The 15,807-nt window shown below is 39.6% G+C and carries 16 protein-coding genes; 4 read left to right on the forward strand and 12 right to left on the reverse strand.

From position 1 onward, the window contains the following. From C7B62_RS19690 to C7B62_RS19705, 4 genes are all read right to left on the reverse strand, one after another. Positions 1 to 577: bifunctional 2-polyprenyl-6-hydroxyphenol methylase/3-demethylubiquinol 3-O-methyltransferase UbiG (locus C7B62_RS19690; protein ID WP_106241106.1), on the reverse strand; the 577-nt coding region annotated here is incomplete at its 3' end. A 12-nt stretch (positions 578 to 589) separates the two neighbouring features. Further along, entirely contained in the window at positions 590 to 2,116 is a 1,527-nt protein-coding gene (locus C7B62_RS19695; RefSeq protein WP_106241110.1) for a lipopolysaccharide biosynthesis protein, read from the reverse strand. Positions 2,117 to 2,240: 124 nt separating this feature from the next. Beyond that, complete coding sequence (locus tag C7B62_RS19700; RefSeq protein WP_106241113.1) at positions 2,241 to 2,993, reverse strand: HAD-IA family hydrolase; 753 nt, start codon at positions 2,991 to 2,993, stop codon at positions 2,241 to 2,243. A 39-nt stretch (positions 2,994 to 3,032) separates the two neighbouring features. Next, complete coding sequence (locus tag C7B62_RS19705) at positions 3,033 to 4,277, reverse strand: lipid-A-disaccharide synthase-related protein (protein ID WP_106241116.1); 1,245 nt, start codon at positions 4,275 to 4,277, stop codon at positions 3,033 to 3,035. Between the two features lie 42 nt (positions 4,278 to 4,319). On the opposite strand from C7B62_RS19705, the gene C7B62_RS19710 reads away from it, so the two are divergent. Beyond that, positions 4,320 to 4,610, forward strand: a complete 291-nt coding sequence (locus C7B62_RS19710; protein WP_106241120.1) for a hypothetical protein — start codon at positions 4,320 to 4,322, stop codon at positions 4,608 to 4,610. Positions 4,611 to 4,703: 93 nt separating this feature from the next. Here C7B62_RS19710 and C7B62_RS19715 read toward each other — a convergent pair whose 3' ends face one another. Together C7B62_RS19715 and C7B62_RS19720 are read right to left on the reverse strand one after the other, a co-directional pair. Then, positions 4,704 to 4,925, reverse strand: a complete 222-nt coding sequence (locus C7B62_RS19715) for a hypothetical protein (RefSeq protein ID WP_106241124.1) — start codon at positions 4,923 to 4,925, stop codon at positions 4,704 to 4,706. 186 nt (positions 4,926 to 5,111) lie between these two features. Continuing rightward, a complete protein-coding gene (locus tag C7B62_RS19720) occupies positions 5,112 to 6,173 on the reverse strand; it encodes an LOG family protein (RefSeq protein ID WP_106241127.1) in 1,062 nt (353 codons plus the stop codon). Between the two features lie 159 nt (positions 6,174 to 6,332). On the opposite strand from C7B62_RS19720, the gene C7B62_RS19725 reads away from it, so the two are divergent. Further along, entirely contained in the window at positions 6,333 to 7,079 is a 747-nt protein-coding gene (locus C7B62_RS19725; RefSeq protein WP_106241131.1) for a TylF/MycF/NovP-related O-methyltransferase, read from the forward strand. 110 nt (positions 7,080 to 7,189) lie between these two features. Here C7B62_RS19725 and trxA read toward each other — a convergent pair whose 3' ends face one another. After that, positions 7,190 to 7,516 carry a thioredoxin gene (trxA, locus tag C7B62_RS19730; protein WP_106241134.1) on the reverse strand — a complete coding sequence of 109 codons (327 nt, stop codon included), beginning with the start codon at positions 7,514 to 7,516 and terminating at the stop codon, positions 7,190 to 7,192. Positions 7,517 to 7,733: 217 nt separating this feature from the next. Between trxA and C7B62_RS19735 the strand changes: the two genes are divergently transcribed. Together C7B62_RS19735 and C7B62_RS19740 are read left to right on the forward strand one after the other, a co-directional pair. Further along, a complete protein-coding gene (locus tag C7B62_RS19735; protein ID WP_106241137.1) occupies positions 7,734 to 8,840 on the forward strand; it encodes a sodium-dependent bicarbonate transport family permease in 1,107 nt (368 codons plus the stop codon). Between the two features lie 3 nt (positions 8,841 to 8,843). After that, positions 8,844 to 9,137 carry a transcriptional regulator gene (locus tag C7B62_RS19740; RefSeq protein ID WP_106241141.1) on the forward strand — a complete coding sequence of 98 codons (294 nt, stop codon included), beginning with the start codon at positions 8,844 to 8,846 and terminating at the stop codon, positions 9,135 to 9,137. Between the two features lie 190 nt (positions 9,138 to 9,327). On the opposite strand, the gene C7B62_RS19745 is transcribed toward C7B62_RS19740, so the two are convergent. The 5 genes from C7B62_RS19745 to C7B62_RS19765 all read right to left on the reverse strand — a co-directional run bounded on the left by C7B62_RS19745 (position 9,328) and on the right by C7B62_RS19765 (position 15,600). Next, complete coding sequence (locus tag C7B62_RS19745) at positions 9,328 to 10,101, reverse strand: proteasome-type protease (RefSeq protein ID WP_106241144.1); 774 nt, start codon at positions 10,099 to 10,101, stop codon at positions 9,328 to 9,330. 169 nt (positions 10,102 to 10,270) lie between these two features. Beyond that, positions 10,271 to 12,640 carry an ATP-binding protein gene (locus tag C7B62_RS19750; protein WP_106241147.1) on the reverse strand — a complete coding sequence of 790 codons (2,370 nt, stop codon included), beginning with the start codon at positions 12,638 to 12,640 and terminating at the stop codon, positions 10,271 to 10,273. A 218-nt stretch (positions 12,641 to 12,858) separates the two neighbouring features. Next, the gene (locus C7B62_RS19755) at positions 12,859 to 13,296 is read right to left on the reverse strand and encodes an MgtC/SapB family protein (RefSeq protein WP_106241152.1); all 438 of its coding nucleotides are present in this window, start codon (positions 13,294 to 13,296) and stop codon (positions 12,859 to 12,861) included. Between the two features lie 164 nt (positions 13,297 to 13,460). Then, entirely contained in the window at positions 13,461 to 14,345 is an 885-nt protein-coding gene (gene trpC / locus C7B62_RS19760) for an indole-3-glycerol phosphate synthase TrpC (RefSeq protein ID WP_106241156.1), read from the reverse strand. A 70-nt stretch (positions 14,346 to 14,415) separates the two neighbouring features. Next, positions 14,416 to 15,600, reverse strand: coding sequence for an aspartate aminotransferase (locus C7B62_RS19765; protein ID WP_106241160.1), 1,185 nt, complete (start codon positions 15,598 to 15,600; stop codon positions 14,416 to 14,418). Between the last annotated feature and the right edge of the window lie 207 nt (positions 15,601 to 15,807).

Consider the following 15,807-nt stretch of genomic DNA (forward strand, 5'->3'; position numbering starts at 1 on the left):
TAATCAGCCAATTTTTGACTAAACTATTTACGTTTATTGGTAGAGATTTATAAGCCCCCTCTAGTTGGTAAGCAAGCGTACCCAAATAACCTTCTAACCACTCAATCTTTTCGATCTTAAATCCTGCCTCCTGAAATAAATAAGAATTACCAAATTGAGTATAGCGATAGAAATCATAAGGTTGTAGATGCTCTTCATAAAAAAAGGGAGTAGTGCAAATAATTTCTCCCCCACTTTTTAAGACTCTGCATAATTCTTTTAAAGCCTGTTTTGGCTCAGGCAAATGTTCTAAAACCTGATTACATACTATATAATCAAATCTTTCATCCTTAACTGGAATAGCAACTAAATCGCAGACATAGTTACAGGAGGAAGTAAATTTATCAGCAGTTTCATATTGAAAATTAGCAAATAATTCTTGATAAGGTGCATTCCCCGCCCCAGCATCTAAAACTAAGCTACCAGGTTTTATATGAGAGGCAAATTCTTGATTACAATTATACAGATAAACTCGTGAAGAATTTTGCAATAAATATTGCTCTATTTTAACTCTAATACTTTTAATAAATCGCTTCATTGATAATTTACTCTATTTTTTTTTATATTCTACAACTATCTGCAAGATGTCACGTAAACGTTTTCTTCCTTGGGGAATTAAGCACCAAATTAAACCATAAAATAAAATATATACTGAACAATCTAAAGAAAAACTAGCAAATGTATTTAGCTCTATTTCTTTAAAAAAAAGACGTTGTAAGATAAACACGCCAATTGCAGCACCAATTGAGCCAAAAGTTGGTAAAAAAATGATGGCGAAAAAATCAGTTAATTTTAGCCAAGTTCCCTTGTAGCAGTAAACAATAGCGGGAATTACGATAATTATCCTGGATAACCCATAGGCAGCGGCTATTCCCAATGCGCCCCACTTGATTGCCACCGCGAAAATAATCACATTGAGTACAGAAGAAAAAATACCCCAGCGTAATTGGCGATCATTCCTATTTAAAGATTGATATACCCATCCCGTCGCTAGATTAAAAGTACCAATAAAAGCTGCTGGAATCAAAAATTGAAAAATGGGAATGGCGTTGAGCCACTCCTTCCCCAATAATAATAAGATTACTTTATCGGCTGAAACACACAAAAACATGACCAGAGGCATCCCTAAAAAAGTGATCGCCAAAAGCGCCCTGCCATAGTATCTTTGATATCTCTCAGGATCGTTTTGTAATCGAGACAAGGCAGGTAAAGCTACTCGATCAACTGGCACATTGATTTGATTGATAGGCAGCAGCACCAATTGATATGCCTTGGCGTATAGTCCTAATTGTTGCGCACCCCAAACTCGACCAATCAAAAAATTATCGAGGTTGCGAGAAAAATAATTAATAATATTAAATCCTGTTAAGTCTCGCCCAAAATTTAACATTGAGCCGATTTTAGCATCTCTACTAGGCAATCCTGGACGCCAGCGACAAAAAAACCAGACCCCGATCGCATTAGACACCACTGTAAATAGCTGTAGAATGACTAATGACCAATACCCTGCACCGTAATAAGCCGAGATAATCGACCCGATGATTCCATTGATTATGGCAACAATTTCAATTTTTGCCAAACTAGAAAATTCCATCTGTCGCTGTAGCAATGCTTGGTGCTGTACGGTTAAACCACTGAAAACAAAACTAATGGCTAAACACAGGGTAATTGCTCGTAAACGGGGTTCTTGATAAATTAATGCTACTGCTGGAGCGAGTAAAGCTACCACCAAAGCAACTAGACAGCCAATCACGACATTGATCCAAAACAAAGTACTAACCTGCTGGTGATTGATTTTAGCCTGTTGAACAGTGGCTGCTGATAAGCCCAAATCCTTAAAATATTCGACAAAGCCGACAATCACAGTTGCCATCCCGATCAAACCATAATCTTCGGGAACAAGTAAGCGGGCTAACACGGCGGTAGAGCCTAGTTTAAGTACAAATTTGCTGGCTTGAGCCGCAATGGTCACCGCGCCCCCACGAACCGATTGCCGTTTTAAATTTCCCTCTAGATGGTTTGTATCGAAGTAATCTCGATCTTTATCCCTCAAATTGTTAGCATTTTGCTTCGACACTAATTAGCCCTAATTAAATTGATTGAAATTGATTGAATTTGTCCATTTTAAATGTTAGGTTAGAAAGACTCCGCCAAGATACCATGAACTTTATAATTCTTAGGTAAAGCAAACCTCGAATAGCCTAGTGGATTAAGATTGAGCGTAAAGCTGCCAAATCTAAATAATTCCCCGCAAAATTGCCCTGAATAACTCGACAAGGCTGTTCAGGCTCACCCAAATCACTCAGCACCAAAGCAGCCTGGCTAAAGTCTTGCTGCTCAGTATAGTTATTAACGGTCACAACGGTAGTCAATCCTGCGGCGATCGCCGATGCTAATCCATTGTCAGAGTCTTCCACAACAACCACGCTGCCTGCGTCTAGTTCTAAACGTTTGATTACATAGTGATAAATATCTGGAGCTGGTTTTTTGGCGGGGACAATATCTCCAGCGGCAATGACAGCAAACCAATCTAGATCGAGATATTTCTCTAATAGCGCAATGACGTTAGGTAAAGAAGTAGTTGTGGCGATCGCCAAAGTAATTCCTGCTGCTTTGGCTGATTCAATTAGTCTTTTTGTTCCTGGACGTAAAGCAATTGCTCCGCTCTTGAGTAACTCTAAGTAGTGCTTAGTTTTCAACTGATGCAGATGAGCGACAAAATCATTTAGCTCCCCATCTGGCTTGAATTCTGGGAGATAATGCCGTAAAAAGTACTTGAGGCGCTCTTTACCACCAGATACAGTTAGCAGTTCACCATAGAAATCTACTGACCAATGCCAATCTAATCCTGCTGTTTGAAACCCTCGATTGAAGGCGACTCTATGTCCATCTCGCTCTGTATTGGCAAGAGTACCATCAACATCAAAGATGAGACACTGTAATTGATTGCTCATATTTTCAAGTCGGTTCTTGTCCCTTTTTGATTGTCTAGTCTAATCAAACTGTGCTGAGGATAAAAGCATTTTTTGCAGACACTTAGCAATTCTTTTTGCTGCCCCAGCCTCTCCCATACGGCGTTTACCATTAATCCCAATTTCATTTAATAATTGCTCATCGTCGATCACTTTAGCGATCGCCTTGCCCACTTGACCAGGATTTTCCACCATCAAAATAGCACAACCAAGTAAACGAGCCTGAGCTTCGGCAAAAGCGTAAGTAAATTGAGGACCTTCTCCAGGAAAGATAACGACAGGCTTACCCAAACCTACGAACTGTTCCGTAGCTGTTCCCGCCATGGCGATCGCAATATCTGCTTGCTTAAAGCATTCTTGGTTATGTTGAGTCAGAGTCAAAGAGACTTTGTCGTCAAACGAAGGAGCTTCCTCCAACTTGGTCAAGATTACAGTCTGCTCCTGTTTTGAGGTTACCTGCCATCCTTGAGTAACAGCGCTAATCATAAAGGGTTTCAAATCTAGCGCAGGAGCGATCGCTGCCTGGAAATTCAACTGTTTTTGAGGCAGGGTTTTGATTACCGACCAAACCGCCGTTAAGATCTGCTGCCAATTTCTGACGGCTTCGGGCATTCTCGACCCTGGTAAAAGTAAAATATCTAATTTATGTGCTTCTCTGGGCATACTTTTACTCGTCAGACCATCCATCATCGGATTTCCCAAATCGTAAGCAGGAATTGCCCATTGCTGTAGAATTTCGGTGGTCAAACTATCTCTGGGAAAAACTCCTCGACAGCGATCGCAACTCATTAGCCAGCGCTCCCAAGGTAGATATATTGAGTCGAGCTTACGTTCTAGCCAAGATGTTTGAGGCAGCCAGCCAAATTCATCCCGCACATAGTACTCAGACTTGGCAGTACCAACAAAGGCATAGTCTGCCTTACTCCACCAGGCATACAGCAAAGGGACAAGATCCCCCACCGCAAGAATCTTGCCTCCAGTTTTACCCCATTGACGTACCACGCTAATTTGTTCTAAGGTTAACTGAATTAGACCCCTGCGCAGATCTTGCCAGAGTGGATTGCCTCCTTTGTAGATAAAGCCACCCGAAGGCATTTGCTGCACTCGACCTGCCAGAGAAATATGGAGATTCTGGTAGGCGTACCCCTGTCCAACTATTGGTAGAGCTGATATTTCTAGTTCTGGAATATCCTGTAGCAGTCGTTCTATAATACGGATGGCGATTAGATCTTCTCCATGACCATTGCTCAGGACTAGCAGTTTCATTCCATTTTGACCAGTTAATTTGGCTCTACTGTAGACGATTTAATGATATTTTTAATTATTGCTGTTAATTTATTAATTACGCTGCTTAATATTTACATAGCGATCAGAATTTGGCAATTACGAATCCTTATTGCCCGTATTACCAGCATTTTAATTAATTACGAAAGCTACTTTAGCATTCTGTTGCCAGTTGCCCCCCAGGTAATCTACCAAGGACAGGAGAATATTGCTCAGATTCGCCAAAAATATCAGTTATGGCAGCTACAAACTGCCCAGCTAAGACAGTTGTTTTGGCTAGTAAATCAAAGTTACCAAATTTGTCGCAAAATTTAGATTTAGTTGAGATTTTGTGTCGCATATTTATCACCAGCGACTTTTTATCTCATCCATAACTTCTGAGCGAGCAATTGCTTACTCAAACATAATTTAAGCTGATACCAAACGAGACTCTGCTGTGTCTTTAATTAAACTCATTTTAGTATGCAGATAATCATTTAAGGAAACACGTTCTTGAGCTGCCAGGGGTTGCTGAGCATCTAAACGCTGTAATAATCTTTGAATTAAGTCTGACTCACTAACTTCTAATAGCTCCCAGGCATTAGTTGTTTCAATCAGATTCCAGGTTTGGCGTAATAATGTGGTATTCAACTTGCTTCACCTTAATAAATATGGTAGATGTAGTCGTTTTAGCTAAGAATTTAACTGCGCTAATAATCTAGATCTTAGTCTGATCAAAGTAAATATAAAGAAAACATTGAGATATAAAGCATATATCCATACAAAGCTTAATATATAGAGTTGATTGTTTACTTTATTTTAAAACATAGGTAAAAACTACTTAACTTCAGGATGTTCTGTAGCACGACAAGCATCCCCCAAACGATTGATTTTGCTAATGAGTTGATAAAGGCGACCGAAACTTTTTTGGTTAAAGTAAAAGCTTAAGCGGGGTAAATGAAGGATTTCTAAGTCTTGCTGTTCTTGGGGCAAAGCTATATTTTTGGTGATTTCCCCTTGGTTAAGAATATCACTAAATTCATGATTTAATTGGTTCACCACGGGATCGGACAACTCTAAGTTAAGACGCATCACAAATAGTTTGCCAATATAGCGACTTGAATGGTAGACGCGATAAAAATTCTTAATGGTTTGACAGGCAACATCCAGGCGATCGGTAATCGTATATAAACTCGGATCTTCAGAACTAATTAAACCCTTGGCTTTTAATTGACTGCAAATATAGTCATTCCAAGAATGCCAGTAATCTCCTCCTGGTCGGTCTACCAGGACTAAAGGTACAGGTCCATATTTACCAGTTTGACAAAGAGTAAGAGTCTCAAATGCCTCGTCTTGAGTTCCAAATCCGCCTGGAAATAGAGCGATCGCATCACTTTCTTTTAAGAAGAATAATTTTCGTGTAAAGAAATATTTAAAATTAATCAGCTTATCATCTCCATTAATTGAGGAGTTTGCACCCTGTTCAAAAGGAAGTTTGATATTCAAGCCAAAAGAATTATCTCTGCCTGCACCTGCATTTCCTGCCTGCATAATCCCCCCTCCAGCTCCAGTAATTACCATAAACCCTGCTTCGGTCATACAGCGAGCGAAATCAAACGCGATCTGATATTCTGGTTCTTGAGGCGCAGTTCTAGCCGAACCAAAAATAGAGATTTTTCTGGTGTGACGATAGGGATAGAATCTTTTGAACCCCTGTTCTAAATCTTCTAAAGATGCAGTTAAAATTTTCCAGTTAAGACGCTCTGTATCTTCTTGTGCAACTCTTAAAAGTACCTGCAAAGCTCTTTGAATTAATTTACCTTGAGGATGGTTTGGTAAATCGACAAGTAGTTGCTGTAGCTGTTGAGCTAAATCTGAGTTACTGACAGATGAGTCCATAATTAGGCGTAAGAAGGACTTTTAATCATCACTTATTTTAATTGAATCTGCAACCATTTTAGAGCGAAGCAACTTATTGAATTTCAACAGTCCTAATCTAATTTTTAATTTTAATCGCCCAAAATATGGTTATTGTAAATAAGATTGCCATTAAAATTTATGTTAAATCGGTTCAAAAGATATTTTGAAAAAATTGAACAGTCAGCAAGAAAAAAGGCGATCTTATCAAAATTGTCGGCTCAAGATCTTAAATTAATATCTGATATTCGCGCGCAAAAAATAACTTATCTGTCGGAAACAAGACTCGCTAGCATTAATCGAACCTGCTGTTCAATTGAAGATGCCAATTTACCTGGAGTATTGATCGAAGCTGGTTGCGCTCTAGGGGGATCTGCTGTCTTGATTGCTTCTGCCAAAAGCGCCAAACGCCCCTTCTTTGTCTATGATGTTTTTGAGATGATTCCTGCGCCTACTGATGCCGACCCCAAAGATGTACATGAGCGCTATCAAACTATTGTTCAAGGCAAATCCGCTGGAATTGGTGGAGACAAATACTATGGTTATTTAGAAAACCTGTATGATTTAGTTCAGTCCAACTTGAGTAGCTTTGGGATCAATTGCCAACAACAGCTTGTTTCCCTCATTAAAGGACTGGTGCAGGACACAATGGTTATTGAGCAACCCGTAGCTTTCGCTCACATTGATGTAGATTGGTATGAGCCAGTTTTGACTAGTCTTGAGCGTATTTTTCCTAATCTAGTTGTTGGGGGGAGTATTATTCTTGATGACTATCACGATTGGGGAGGATGCAGAAAAGCAACCGATGAATTTTTGAGAGAAGTTACTGGGCAATATACCTTAGATGACTCGGCAGGGTCGTTGAAAATAACTAGAGTCAAAAACTAGGGGAAGCTTCAGTGATTGTTCCTTGCTTTGATTAGCTCTAGTTTATTGAATATAATTTACTAGAGCTAAAAAAATACGATAATTGTTCGAAATCTAAAAATATCTAAATATTAAAGATACTTTTCGATAGTAGTTGCCAGAGTGGTTTTGGGTACTGCGCCCACCACCATATCTACTCGTTGACCTTCTTTAAAGATCATTAAAGTAGGAATACTACGAATACCATATTGACTAGCAACTTGGGGATTTTCGTCTGTATTCAATTTGACAACTTTAATTTGTCCGTCGTACTGTTCGGCGATTTCATCGACTACTGGCGCAACCATACGGCATGGCCCGCACCAAGGGGCCCAAAAGTCTACTAAAACTGGTACTGAGCTTTCTAAAACCTCTTCAGGAAAACTAGCATCTGTTACTGGCGCGGCTGATGATGACATACTTACTTAAGTCCTTAGCGATCATAAATCCTTTTCAATAATATAGGATTCTACCATGGTCAATGTTCAACAGAGATCTAAAGCAACTAGACTTTACATCTGAGAGAAGATCTGATTTTTGATAAATCTCTCCTGATTTTATTGAAAAATCTTAGTATCTTTGGGGAAGAGAAGACTTATAAATAACTTTGTCATAGCAAATCAGCGCAGAATAACCATGGATGGCAGTCTAATTTTGTTCAATCTATTAAATCCTCCAGTCTTGTTTTTCTTTTTGGGGATGATCGCCGTATTCACTAAATCAGATTTAGAAATTCCTGCGCCTTTACCTAAGCTTTTTTCTTTATATCTTTTGATTTCTATTGGCTTTAAAGGGGGTCATGAATTAGCCAACAGCGGCATCGATTTAAAAATTGCGATCGCTTTACTAGCATCAGTAGTCATGGCTTGTATAGTGCCAATCTATACCTTTTTTATTTTAAAAACTAAGCTGGATAGCTATAATGCTGCGGCGATCGCGGCTACTTATGGTTCAATTAGTGCAGTAACATTTATTACGGCTAGTTCTTTTTTAGACAAACTCCAAATTCCTTACGGTGGACATATGGTAGCTGCATTGGCACTCATGGAATCTCCAGCAATTGTCGTCGGGATTATTTTGGTCAAAAGATTTGCTCCCAAGCCAGAATTTGAATCTAAATCTAGCCCAGAGGATCAATATCAATATTCACCTGCTACTACTACTACTACTACTACTACTACTACTACTACTACTCCATCATTAGGAGCGAGTACTTCCCCAAAGGTCAAAATTGAACAAGAGCAATCTGATTTTTCTTGGGGTGAAGTTTTAAGAGAAGCTTTTTTAAATGCTTCAGTTTTTTTGTTGATTGGTAGTTTAATTATTGGCGTTTTAACAGGAGAAGAAGGCTGGATAAAACTAGAGCCATTTACTCAAGGTATTTTTTATGGTGCTTTGACTTTCTTTTTATTAGATATGGGATTAGTTGCTGCTAAAAAAATCAAAGATTTAAGCAAAACTGGTGTCTTTTTAATTGGCTTTTCTGTGTTTGTTCCCATCGTTAATGCCTTGATCGGGATTGGGATCGCCAAAGTTTTGAGTTTTGAACCAGGCAATGCTTTATTGTTTGCGGTTTTATGCGCTAGCGCCTCTTATATTGCGGTTCCCGCAGCGATGAGAATGACTGTACCAGAAGCTAACCCTAGTCTTTATGTTTCCATGGCTTTAGCTCTTACCTTTCCCTTTAACATTATTGTTGGCATTCCTTTGTATTTAGAAATCATTAAACATATATTTGTATAAACAATGCAATCAGTTCACAAAGTAGAAATTATCCTCAGCAGCCTCAAACTTGAGCAATTACTAACAATTCTGGATCAAGTTAATGTATCTGGCTATACCGTTATTGACAACACGACAGGAAAAGGCGATCGCGGTTTCACCGATACCGATCTTGACAGAGTATTTAGTAATGCTTATGTCTTGACGGTTTGCACTAATGAGGAACAGCTCAATCTTTTGATTGCAGAAATTACTCCTCTACTCAAAAAAGTTGGCGAAACCTGTTTAGTTTCCGCAGCAGCTTGGATTGATCACTGATGTTACGCATTTAATGAGATCTTAACTTCTATAGAGATCATCACAATAAAACGTCCAGGCAACGCCAATGAAACAAGCTGCCACAGAAGCGATCCCGCCAATGATCCACCAACCTATTTCGCCTAACCAGGGGATCAGGCGATCGCCTAATACCGTAATTCCTTTAGAAGCTATATAAAAGGTAGGGAAATTAATCTAAATAAATATTTTCGCCTGGTTCAGCTGAGACATCTTCGTTTTCCCATTCAATGTCAGGCATTGCTTCAAAAGCCCTACGGACATAGCTTTCCCATAGATTACGTATTTTAGCGATATAAGGCGCGCCAAGACGAAGTTCTAAACTGTTGCGCAGTTCAAAGCTATCGGTTTTATACATAATCAAATTGATTGGTGGTCCCACCGAAATATTTGATTTCATAGTCGAATCAATCGACAGCAAAGCACATTTAGCAGCATCCTCTAGAGGAGTGTCATAGGTGACGGTGCGATCGATAATTGGTTTGCCATATTTAGTCTCACCAATTTGTAAAAAAGGAGTTTCTTTGGTTGCTTGAATAAAGTTTCCTTGGGGATAGATCAGATATAGTTGTGGATCTTCGCCGACAATTTGCCCACCTAAGAGAAAATTACACCTAAAGCTGATGTTATCTTTTTCTAACCAAGGGCGATCGAGTTCTTGAATTTCCCTGCTTTTACTACCCACATAAGCAGCAATGTCATACATGGTAGGTAGAGTATGCAGATTTTTATCTGCTTGGTTTTGAATATCGCGATTAAGTCGAGTCAATACACCTTGAGTCACCGAAAGACTTCCTGAAGCACAAATTACAATCACCCTTTCTCCAGGCAAAGATAAATCAAAGAGCTTTTTATAAGCAGAGATGTGGTCTACTCCTGCATTAGTGCGAGAATCGCCAGCCATTACAATACCGAATTTATTGATAATTCCCAAGCAATATGTCATTTATTAATTATTTGTATTTTACCTATAGAAAAAAACTTTAGTATCCTGCTTAATGACAGGGGATAAATATTTTGATGAGCATTAATCAATATATTTTACGTCTAAAGCATTTAACTGTAATTTTGTATATTTAACAAAACGAAGTGAAACCCAAACTATGCTATAAGAGTTAATCTTGCTGTCTTTTAACTCTAGCAACCTGTTTAGGTGCAGGTATTTTCTGATAAAAGGCGATCGCCTTTTGGAAGCACTCCTGACTCTGAGTTATCTTTTTATTAGCTTGTAGTGTAATTCCCCACTGAAAATAAGCTTCGGCGAGGTCACATTTGGCAGCAATTTTTTCCAGTAACTCTACTGCTTGTTGATGATAAATATTAGCCTGAATAAAGTTATCGTTTAGACTCTCGATCTTGCCTAAACCAATAAAAGACTTGGCTTTAATTTGGGTGTAGTGACTAGATTGGGAAAAAGCGATCGCTCTTGACCACATTTTTCTGGCGAATTCAATCTGTTGCTGATTGCAGAATATTTGTCCTAACATCTGAATAAAATAGGCAAAGCGTCCTGTATTGTAGGTGGGGTCTTCGAGTTCGATAATCTGGCGATAGAGTCGGGAAACTGTAGGATCGGCAGTGGTGGTTTGGTAGGAGTTAACTAAGGCTAAACCTAAACTAGCTTTTTCTGACCAAGGATGATGTTTGGTATTATGGGCTAAATCAATTGCCTGCTGAAATAATGCTGCTGCGGTAGATAGTTCCCAAAGATCGAGATTGTATAATCCTAAACTCAGGAGGGAATCTACTTCCAACATACGCCAATAGTAGAGATCGTGGCGATTTTCTTGACTAGGGGAAATTAGCTTTTGGCTGTGGCGACTAGTAGTGATAGTTTGTTGTTGAAAAGCGATCGCCCGATGAACTTTCCCCGTTGTCCAGTATAAGTCCCCTAAGATATTATTTAATTCACTGCGATGGCGATCGTGATCGATGCGCTCAATAATTTGATGAATAGCGATCGATAGTGGCTCAATTATTCCTAGGCGATAGAGAGTTGTTCCCAGAGTTAAGTATTGTCCCCACTGATTTTCGCGGCTATGAAGAATCACCTTGGCAGCAGCAGCATAATCGGTAATGGCGAGATAGTGATAGTAGGCTTCCAAAGCAGTTAAACCATCTTGAATCTGATTGATTCTGGTAACACTCTGGGTGAAAAAATTAGCAATTTGTTGATGTGTCTGCACCCAATCCGCAGTGATAGACTGCAATCTTAATCTTGCCTCTGCCTGGATCATGGGATGTAGCCAGTATTCACCTTGAGCAAATTCTAACAAAGAGCGATTACGCAAGGATTTTATTACCTGTCTGGGTTTTGTGGGAACATCCCATAGCAGACATAATACCCCTGCTAGGGATACTGTTGCTAAATCTTGATAGCGATAGCAACCCAAACGACAGAGTAAATTGTAAGCTTGAGGATCTAGCTGCTGAAGACGGTCAAATTGACTGGCTACCAGATTAGTCAAATCGGTTTCTATCAAAGGATCGTAACGATTTTCCTGCCAGTACTGGATTAAATCACCATCATAGTCTTCCTGAACAATGCCAGATAACATTCCCATCGCCTTGGCGTTGCCACCATAGGTTTGATGAATTTGAGTTAGTACCTCTCCAGTCTTAATCTGATATGCTGTGAAATACTTTTGCCAAGCTGCCAGATCTAAACCAGAAAGACGATAATGTTCTAAATCCAAGTCGGCTTCACAAAGGCGATCGCGACTGGTAATAATAGTCGTGGACTGTACTTTAGCATCCCCTAAAATTCGCAACAGTTCTAGATAGTCTCGATGATGAGCAATAAATTTGCCGTTTTTATCTAAAGCTGGCTCTAGATTATCAATTAAAATGCCCACAGGACGTTGTTCTAAACACCTTTTGAACCGAGAGAGAGTAACCCCAAATTCTTTTCCCGAATCTTCATGCAAATCTCGCTGTAGCCATTCTTCCACGACAGAAGCCACCGACACTATATTCGTTGTTTCCTTTGCCATTAAAACTTCTAAGTTTAGAGGAAAGTTTTGATGAGCAAGAAACCTTTGTGCCAGGGTAGTTTTGCCGATTCCTCCTTCTCCTTGCAAGACAATAATTTTGTGACCTTGAGCAACTAGACTTTGAAGATTAGCGATCGCCTGTTGTCTACCAATAAAATTTGGATTTTCTGAAATAACTAAATTAAAGCTAAAATTATTTTTCTCACGATCAATAAATTGTTCCCCGTCGATAGCCTGTAACTGCCTGTTAACCAGACTCCGTAAATTGCTTTTAGTAACTTTTGCTCCCCAAGCCTGAGTTAGCAGTTTCCACAATAAAGATCCTGTATCCTTTGCGTGTCCTTCAGTACAGCCATAAGTATCGGCAATTTTTAGATATTTATGACCGAGTAAAACATTAGTAATTACAGCCTGTTGTAAATCAGTGAGATGCTTATTAGTATGGCGATAAACTTCTCGATCTACCAATGCTAATGCTGCTTCAACATTCATAATCCACAATTCACAACAGACATGAAATTATTCAATATCCTACACAATTTTAACGGCGGATCTGGTAATAGACCTATTTATAGTCATTTCCAATCAACAACAGCTATTTTTAACTTTTATAGCAATACGTACTCAAGTTAGGACATTGACTACCTATTTGCGTGTACGGCTATAATTTAATTCTTTGGTTAATACTTGGTCGGTGCAAAATGTTCGATTTACAGAAAATCTTTCCACTTATCGACCAAACGCAGAATTACCCAGGTGATCAAAGCACCAATTAACCCTAAAAGCCATAAACCACAGCCAGCACTAATTCCCAAGGCAGCCGAAACCCAAATTGCTGCTGCAAAAGTCAATCCTTTGACTCTTGAGTCTCGTAAAATTGTCCCACCACCAATAAACCCAACTCCGCTAACTACCCCTGAAATAGCGCGTCCTAAGACATCCAGGTTTTGCTGTGCTGCACCGATTTGAATTGGAATAAGTACGATCACTGCTGAACCAAAGCTAACCAACATATTTGTTCTCAAACCTGCGGATTTACCCTGAGTTTCCCTCTCCAAGCCAATAATTGCACCGATTAGTAAAGCGATACCTAAGCGCAAAGAAATTTCATACCAGCTAATAGGAGCAAAAGAATAAGTTGCAGACAATTTTAATGGTTTTTAAAGCGATCACCTTTATTATCTAGCATTAATGTTAAATAAATAATCTATTACAAGATAGAAATCGCCTTAAGGAGAAAATTTAAGCTAATATCATCTAGCAAGAATTTAATCCGATTCCTGCAATTTTTAGGCAACAAATAAATTAGCGATTACGCTCCGCGTAGTCTTCGGATCGCCTGTACCAAATCATCTTGTTTTATCAATGATTCGCCGATCAAAACGGCTTTTGCTCCTGCTTGTTTGACGGTATTTAAATCTGTGGCGGTATGTAAACCAGATTCGCTGACGATCATAATGTCACGCTGTTCTAGCATTTCTTTTCTTGCAGTAAGAAGATCGGTAGTAGTTTGCAGACTGACGCTAAAGTCTTCTAAATTACGGTTATTGATGCCAATTAACTCTACTCCAGGGATCTCTAGCACTCGATCTAATTCTTCGAGGGTATGCACCTCGATTAAAGGAGTCATGCCTAATGCCTTAGTGATTTTAACAAAGTAGTTGAGATCTTTATTTTCCAATACCGCAGCAATCAACAATACGGCATCTGCACCCTGAGCACGGGCATAATAAATTTGATAGGGATAAATAATAAACTCCTTACACAGCAAAGGTAAATCAACCTCGGCTCTAATTAAGCTGAGATTATCAAAACTGCCTTGAAAAAACTTACTATCAGTCAAAACCGATAAACAACTTGCCCCGCCTTCAGCGTAAGCTTTAGCGATCGCCACAGGATTAAAATCGGCTTTAATAACCCCCTTGGAAGGAGAAGCCTTTTTAACTTCGGCAATTAAAGCAAGATCAGTCTGACAATGGCGCAAAGCAGCTAAAAAATCCAGAGGAGGAGCAACATCCTGTACTTGCTCTCGTAGCTGCAACAACGGCAGGCGATCGCGCATTCCCTCTACTTCAACCTCCTTGTACCAGATAATTTCTTCGAGAATATTATTCGGTTCGGTGTTGGGAATTTTTGAGCGATATTCTACTTCCCCTGAATTAACTTTAGGATTGGGATTTCTACGTCTAATTTGCATAATAGATATTAATTATATGAATATATTATTTACCAAAAAAGCTAAGAGCTAATAGCTAGAGCAAAGCCCGCTACTGATAACGGATTCCTGCTTGTTTAAATCTTCGCAACACTTCCCCCAGGCGATCGCAATCGGCAATCAAACTAATCCGCACATAACCTTCTCCCGCTTCCCCAAAGGCATTGCCTGGAGTAATCACCACCCCTGTCTGCTGTAGTACATCGAGGGCAAACTCCGTTGAACCTTGCCCCATAGGGGTTTTAATCCACAGATACATGGTCGCCTTGGAAATGGGAATTTCCCATCCTAGTTCTCCTAAGCCTTTAATTAAAAAATCTCTCCTGGTACGATAGCGCTGCTGTACTTCTTGAATATATTTATCTGGTAATTGTAAAGCAGTTTCCGCTGCCTTTTGAATTGCCGAAAAAATACCATAATCTAAATTAGTTTTGAGGGTGCGTAATCCTTGAATCACATCTGAGTTACCAACTACAAAACCGACTCGCCAACCAGCCATATTGTAAGTCTTCGAAAGAGTATGAAACTCGACCCCAATTTCTTTTGCCCCTGGTATTTCGAGTAGTGATGTGGGTTGATAACCATCAAAAGCTAACTCAGCATAACAAAGATCGTGTACGAGCAATATTTCATAGTGACGGGCAAATTTAACTACCTCTTCATAAAACTCTCTTGGCGCGGTAGCAGTAGTAGGATTATTAGGATAATTGAAATACAGCATCTTCGCTTGCTGCGCTACATCTTCAGGAATAGTAGTCAGATCGATGAGCCAATTTTGCTCGGCTGAAAGGTGGATCGAATAAATCTTTGCCCCCGCAATTAATGGTCCTCTAAAGTGGGCGGGATAGGAAGGAGTCGGCACCAGGATTACATCTCCAGGATTAACATAAGCTAAAGCCAAATGACCTAAACCTTCTTTTGAGCCAATTAAAGGTAAAGCTTCGCTATCAGGATTTAGCTCAACACCATAACATCGTTGATACCAGGTGGTGATCGCCTGACGAAAACTAGCTGTTCCCTCAAAAGGAGGATAGCCATGATTATGGGGATCTTGCAAAGCAGCGATCGCCGCCTCAATTACAGGCTGGGGGGCAGATCCATCTGGGTTTCCCATCCCTAAATCAATTAAGTCTAGCCCTTGTTCTCTGGCGCGGACTTTTAATTCGTCTAAACGAGCAAATACGTAAGGGGGTAGAGCATCTAAACGTTCGGCACGACTAATCCAATCTAAACTCATATCTACAGCTAACGGTTGACGTAGCTTCTTATTCTCTCATCTCGTTCCGTAATTGTGTCAATAATTGCTGTTTTTTTGTCTGGCTAATTTGGCTGTTGATTAAATCCGTGCTGCATACTGCGAGTACAGCGTTAGCTTACTCGACAGTTAAGCACGGCGATAACTTATCGGACAGGCTTTTCCTGATTGCGAACATATTCGATTATT

The organism is Pleurocapsa sp. CCALA 161 (assembly GCF_003003995.1).
In the GTDB taxonomy this organism is placed as follows: Bacteria; Cyanobacteriota; Cyanobacteriia; order Cyanobacteriales; family Xenococcaceae; genus Waterburya.

Excerpts from the sequence above, each read along its gene's own strand:
- C7B62_RS19700 (WP_106241113.1), bottom strand. The coding sequence starts at position 2,993 with ATGAGCAATCAATTACAGTGTCTCATCTTTGATGTTGATGGTACTCTT.
- C7B62_RS19705 (WP_106241116.1), bottom strand. The coding sequence starts at position 4,277 with ATGAAACTGCTAGTCCTGAGCAATGGTCATGGAGAAGATCTAATCGCC.
- C7B62_RS19710 (WP_106241120.1), top strand. The coding sequence starts at position 4,320 with ATGATATTTTTAATTATTGCTGTTAATTTATTAATTACGCTGCTTAAT.
- C7B62_RS19720 (WP_106241127.1), bottom strand. The coding sequence starts at position 6,173 with ATGGACTCATCTGTCAGTAACTCAGATTTAGCTCAACAGCTACAGCAA.
- C7B62_RS19725 (WP_106241131.1), top strand. The coding sequence starts at position 6,333 with ATGTTAAATCGGTTCAAAAGATATTTTGAAAAAATTGAACAGTCAGCA.
- trxA (WP_106241134.1), bottom strand. The coding sequence starts at position 7,516 with ATGTCATCATCAGCCGCGCCAGTAACAGATGCTAGTTTTCCTGAAGAG.
- C7B62_RS19735 (WP_106241137.1), top strand. The coding sequence starts at position 7,734 with ATGGATGGCAGTCTAATTTTGTTCAATCTATTAAATCCTCCAGTCTTG.
- C7B62_RS19740 (WP_106241141.1), top strand. The coding sequence starts at position 8,844 with ATGCAATCAGTTCACAAAGTAGAAATTATCCTCAGCAGCCTCAAACTT.
- C7B62_RS19745 (WP_106241144.1), bottom strand. The coding sequence starts at position 10,101 with ATGACATATTGCTTGGGAATTATCAATAAATTCGGTATTGTAATGGCT.
- C7B62_RS19750 (WP_106241147.1), bottom strand. The coding sequence starts at position 12,640 with ATGAATGTTGAAGCAGCATTAGCATTGGTAGATCGAGAAGTTTATCGC.
- trpC (WP_106241156.1), bottom strand. The coding sequence starts at position 14,345 with ATGCAAATTAGACGTAGAAATCCCAATCCTAAAGTTAATTCAGGGGAA.
- C7B62_RS19765 (WP_106241160.1), bottom strand. The coding sequence starts at position 15,600 with ATGAGTTTAGATTGGATTAGTCGTGCCGAACGTTTAGATGCTCTACCC.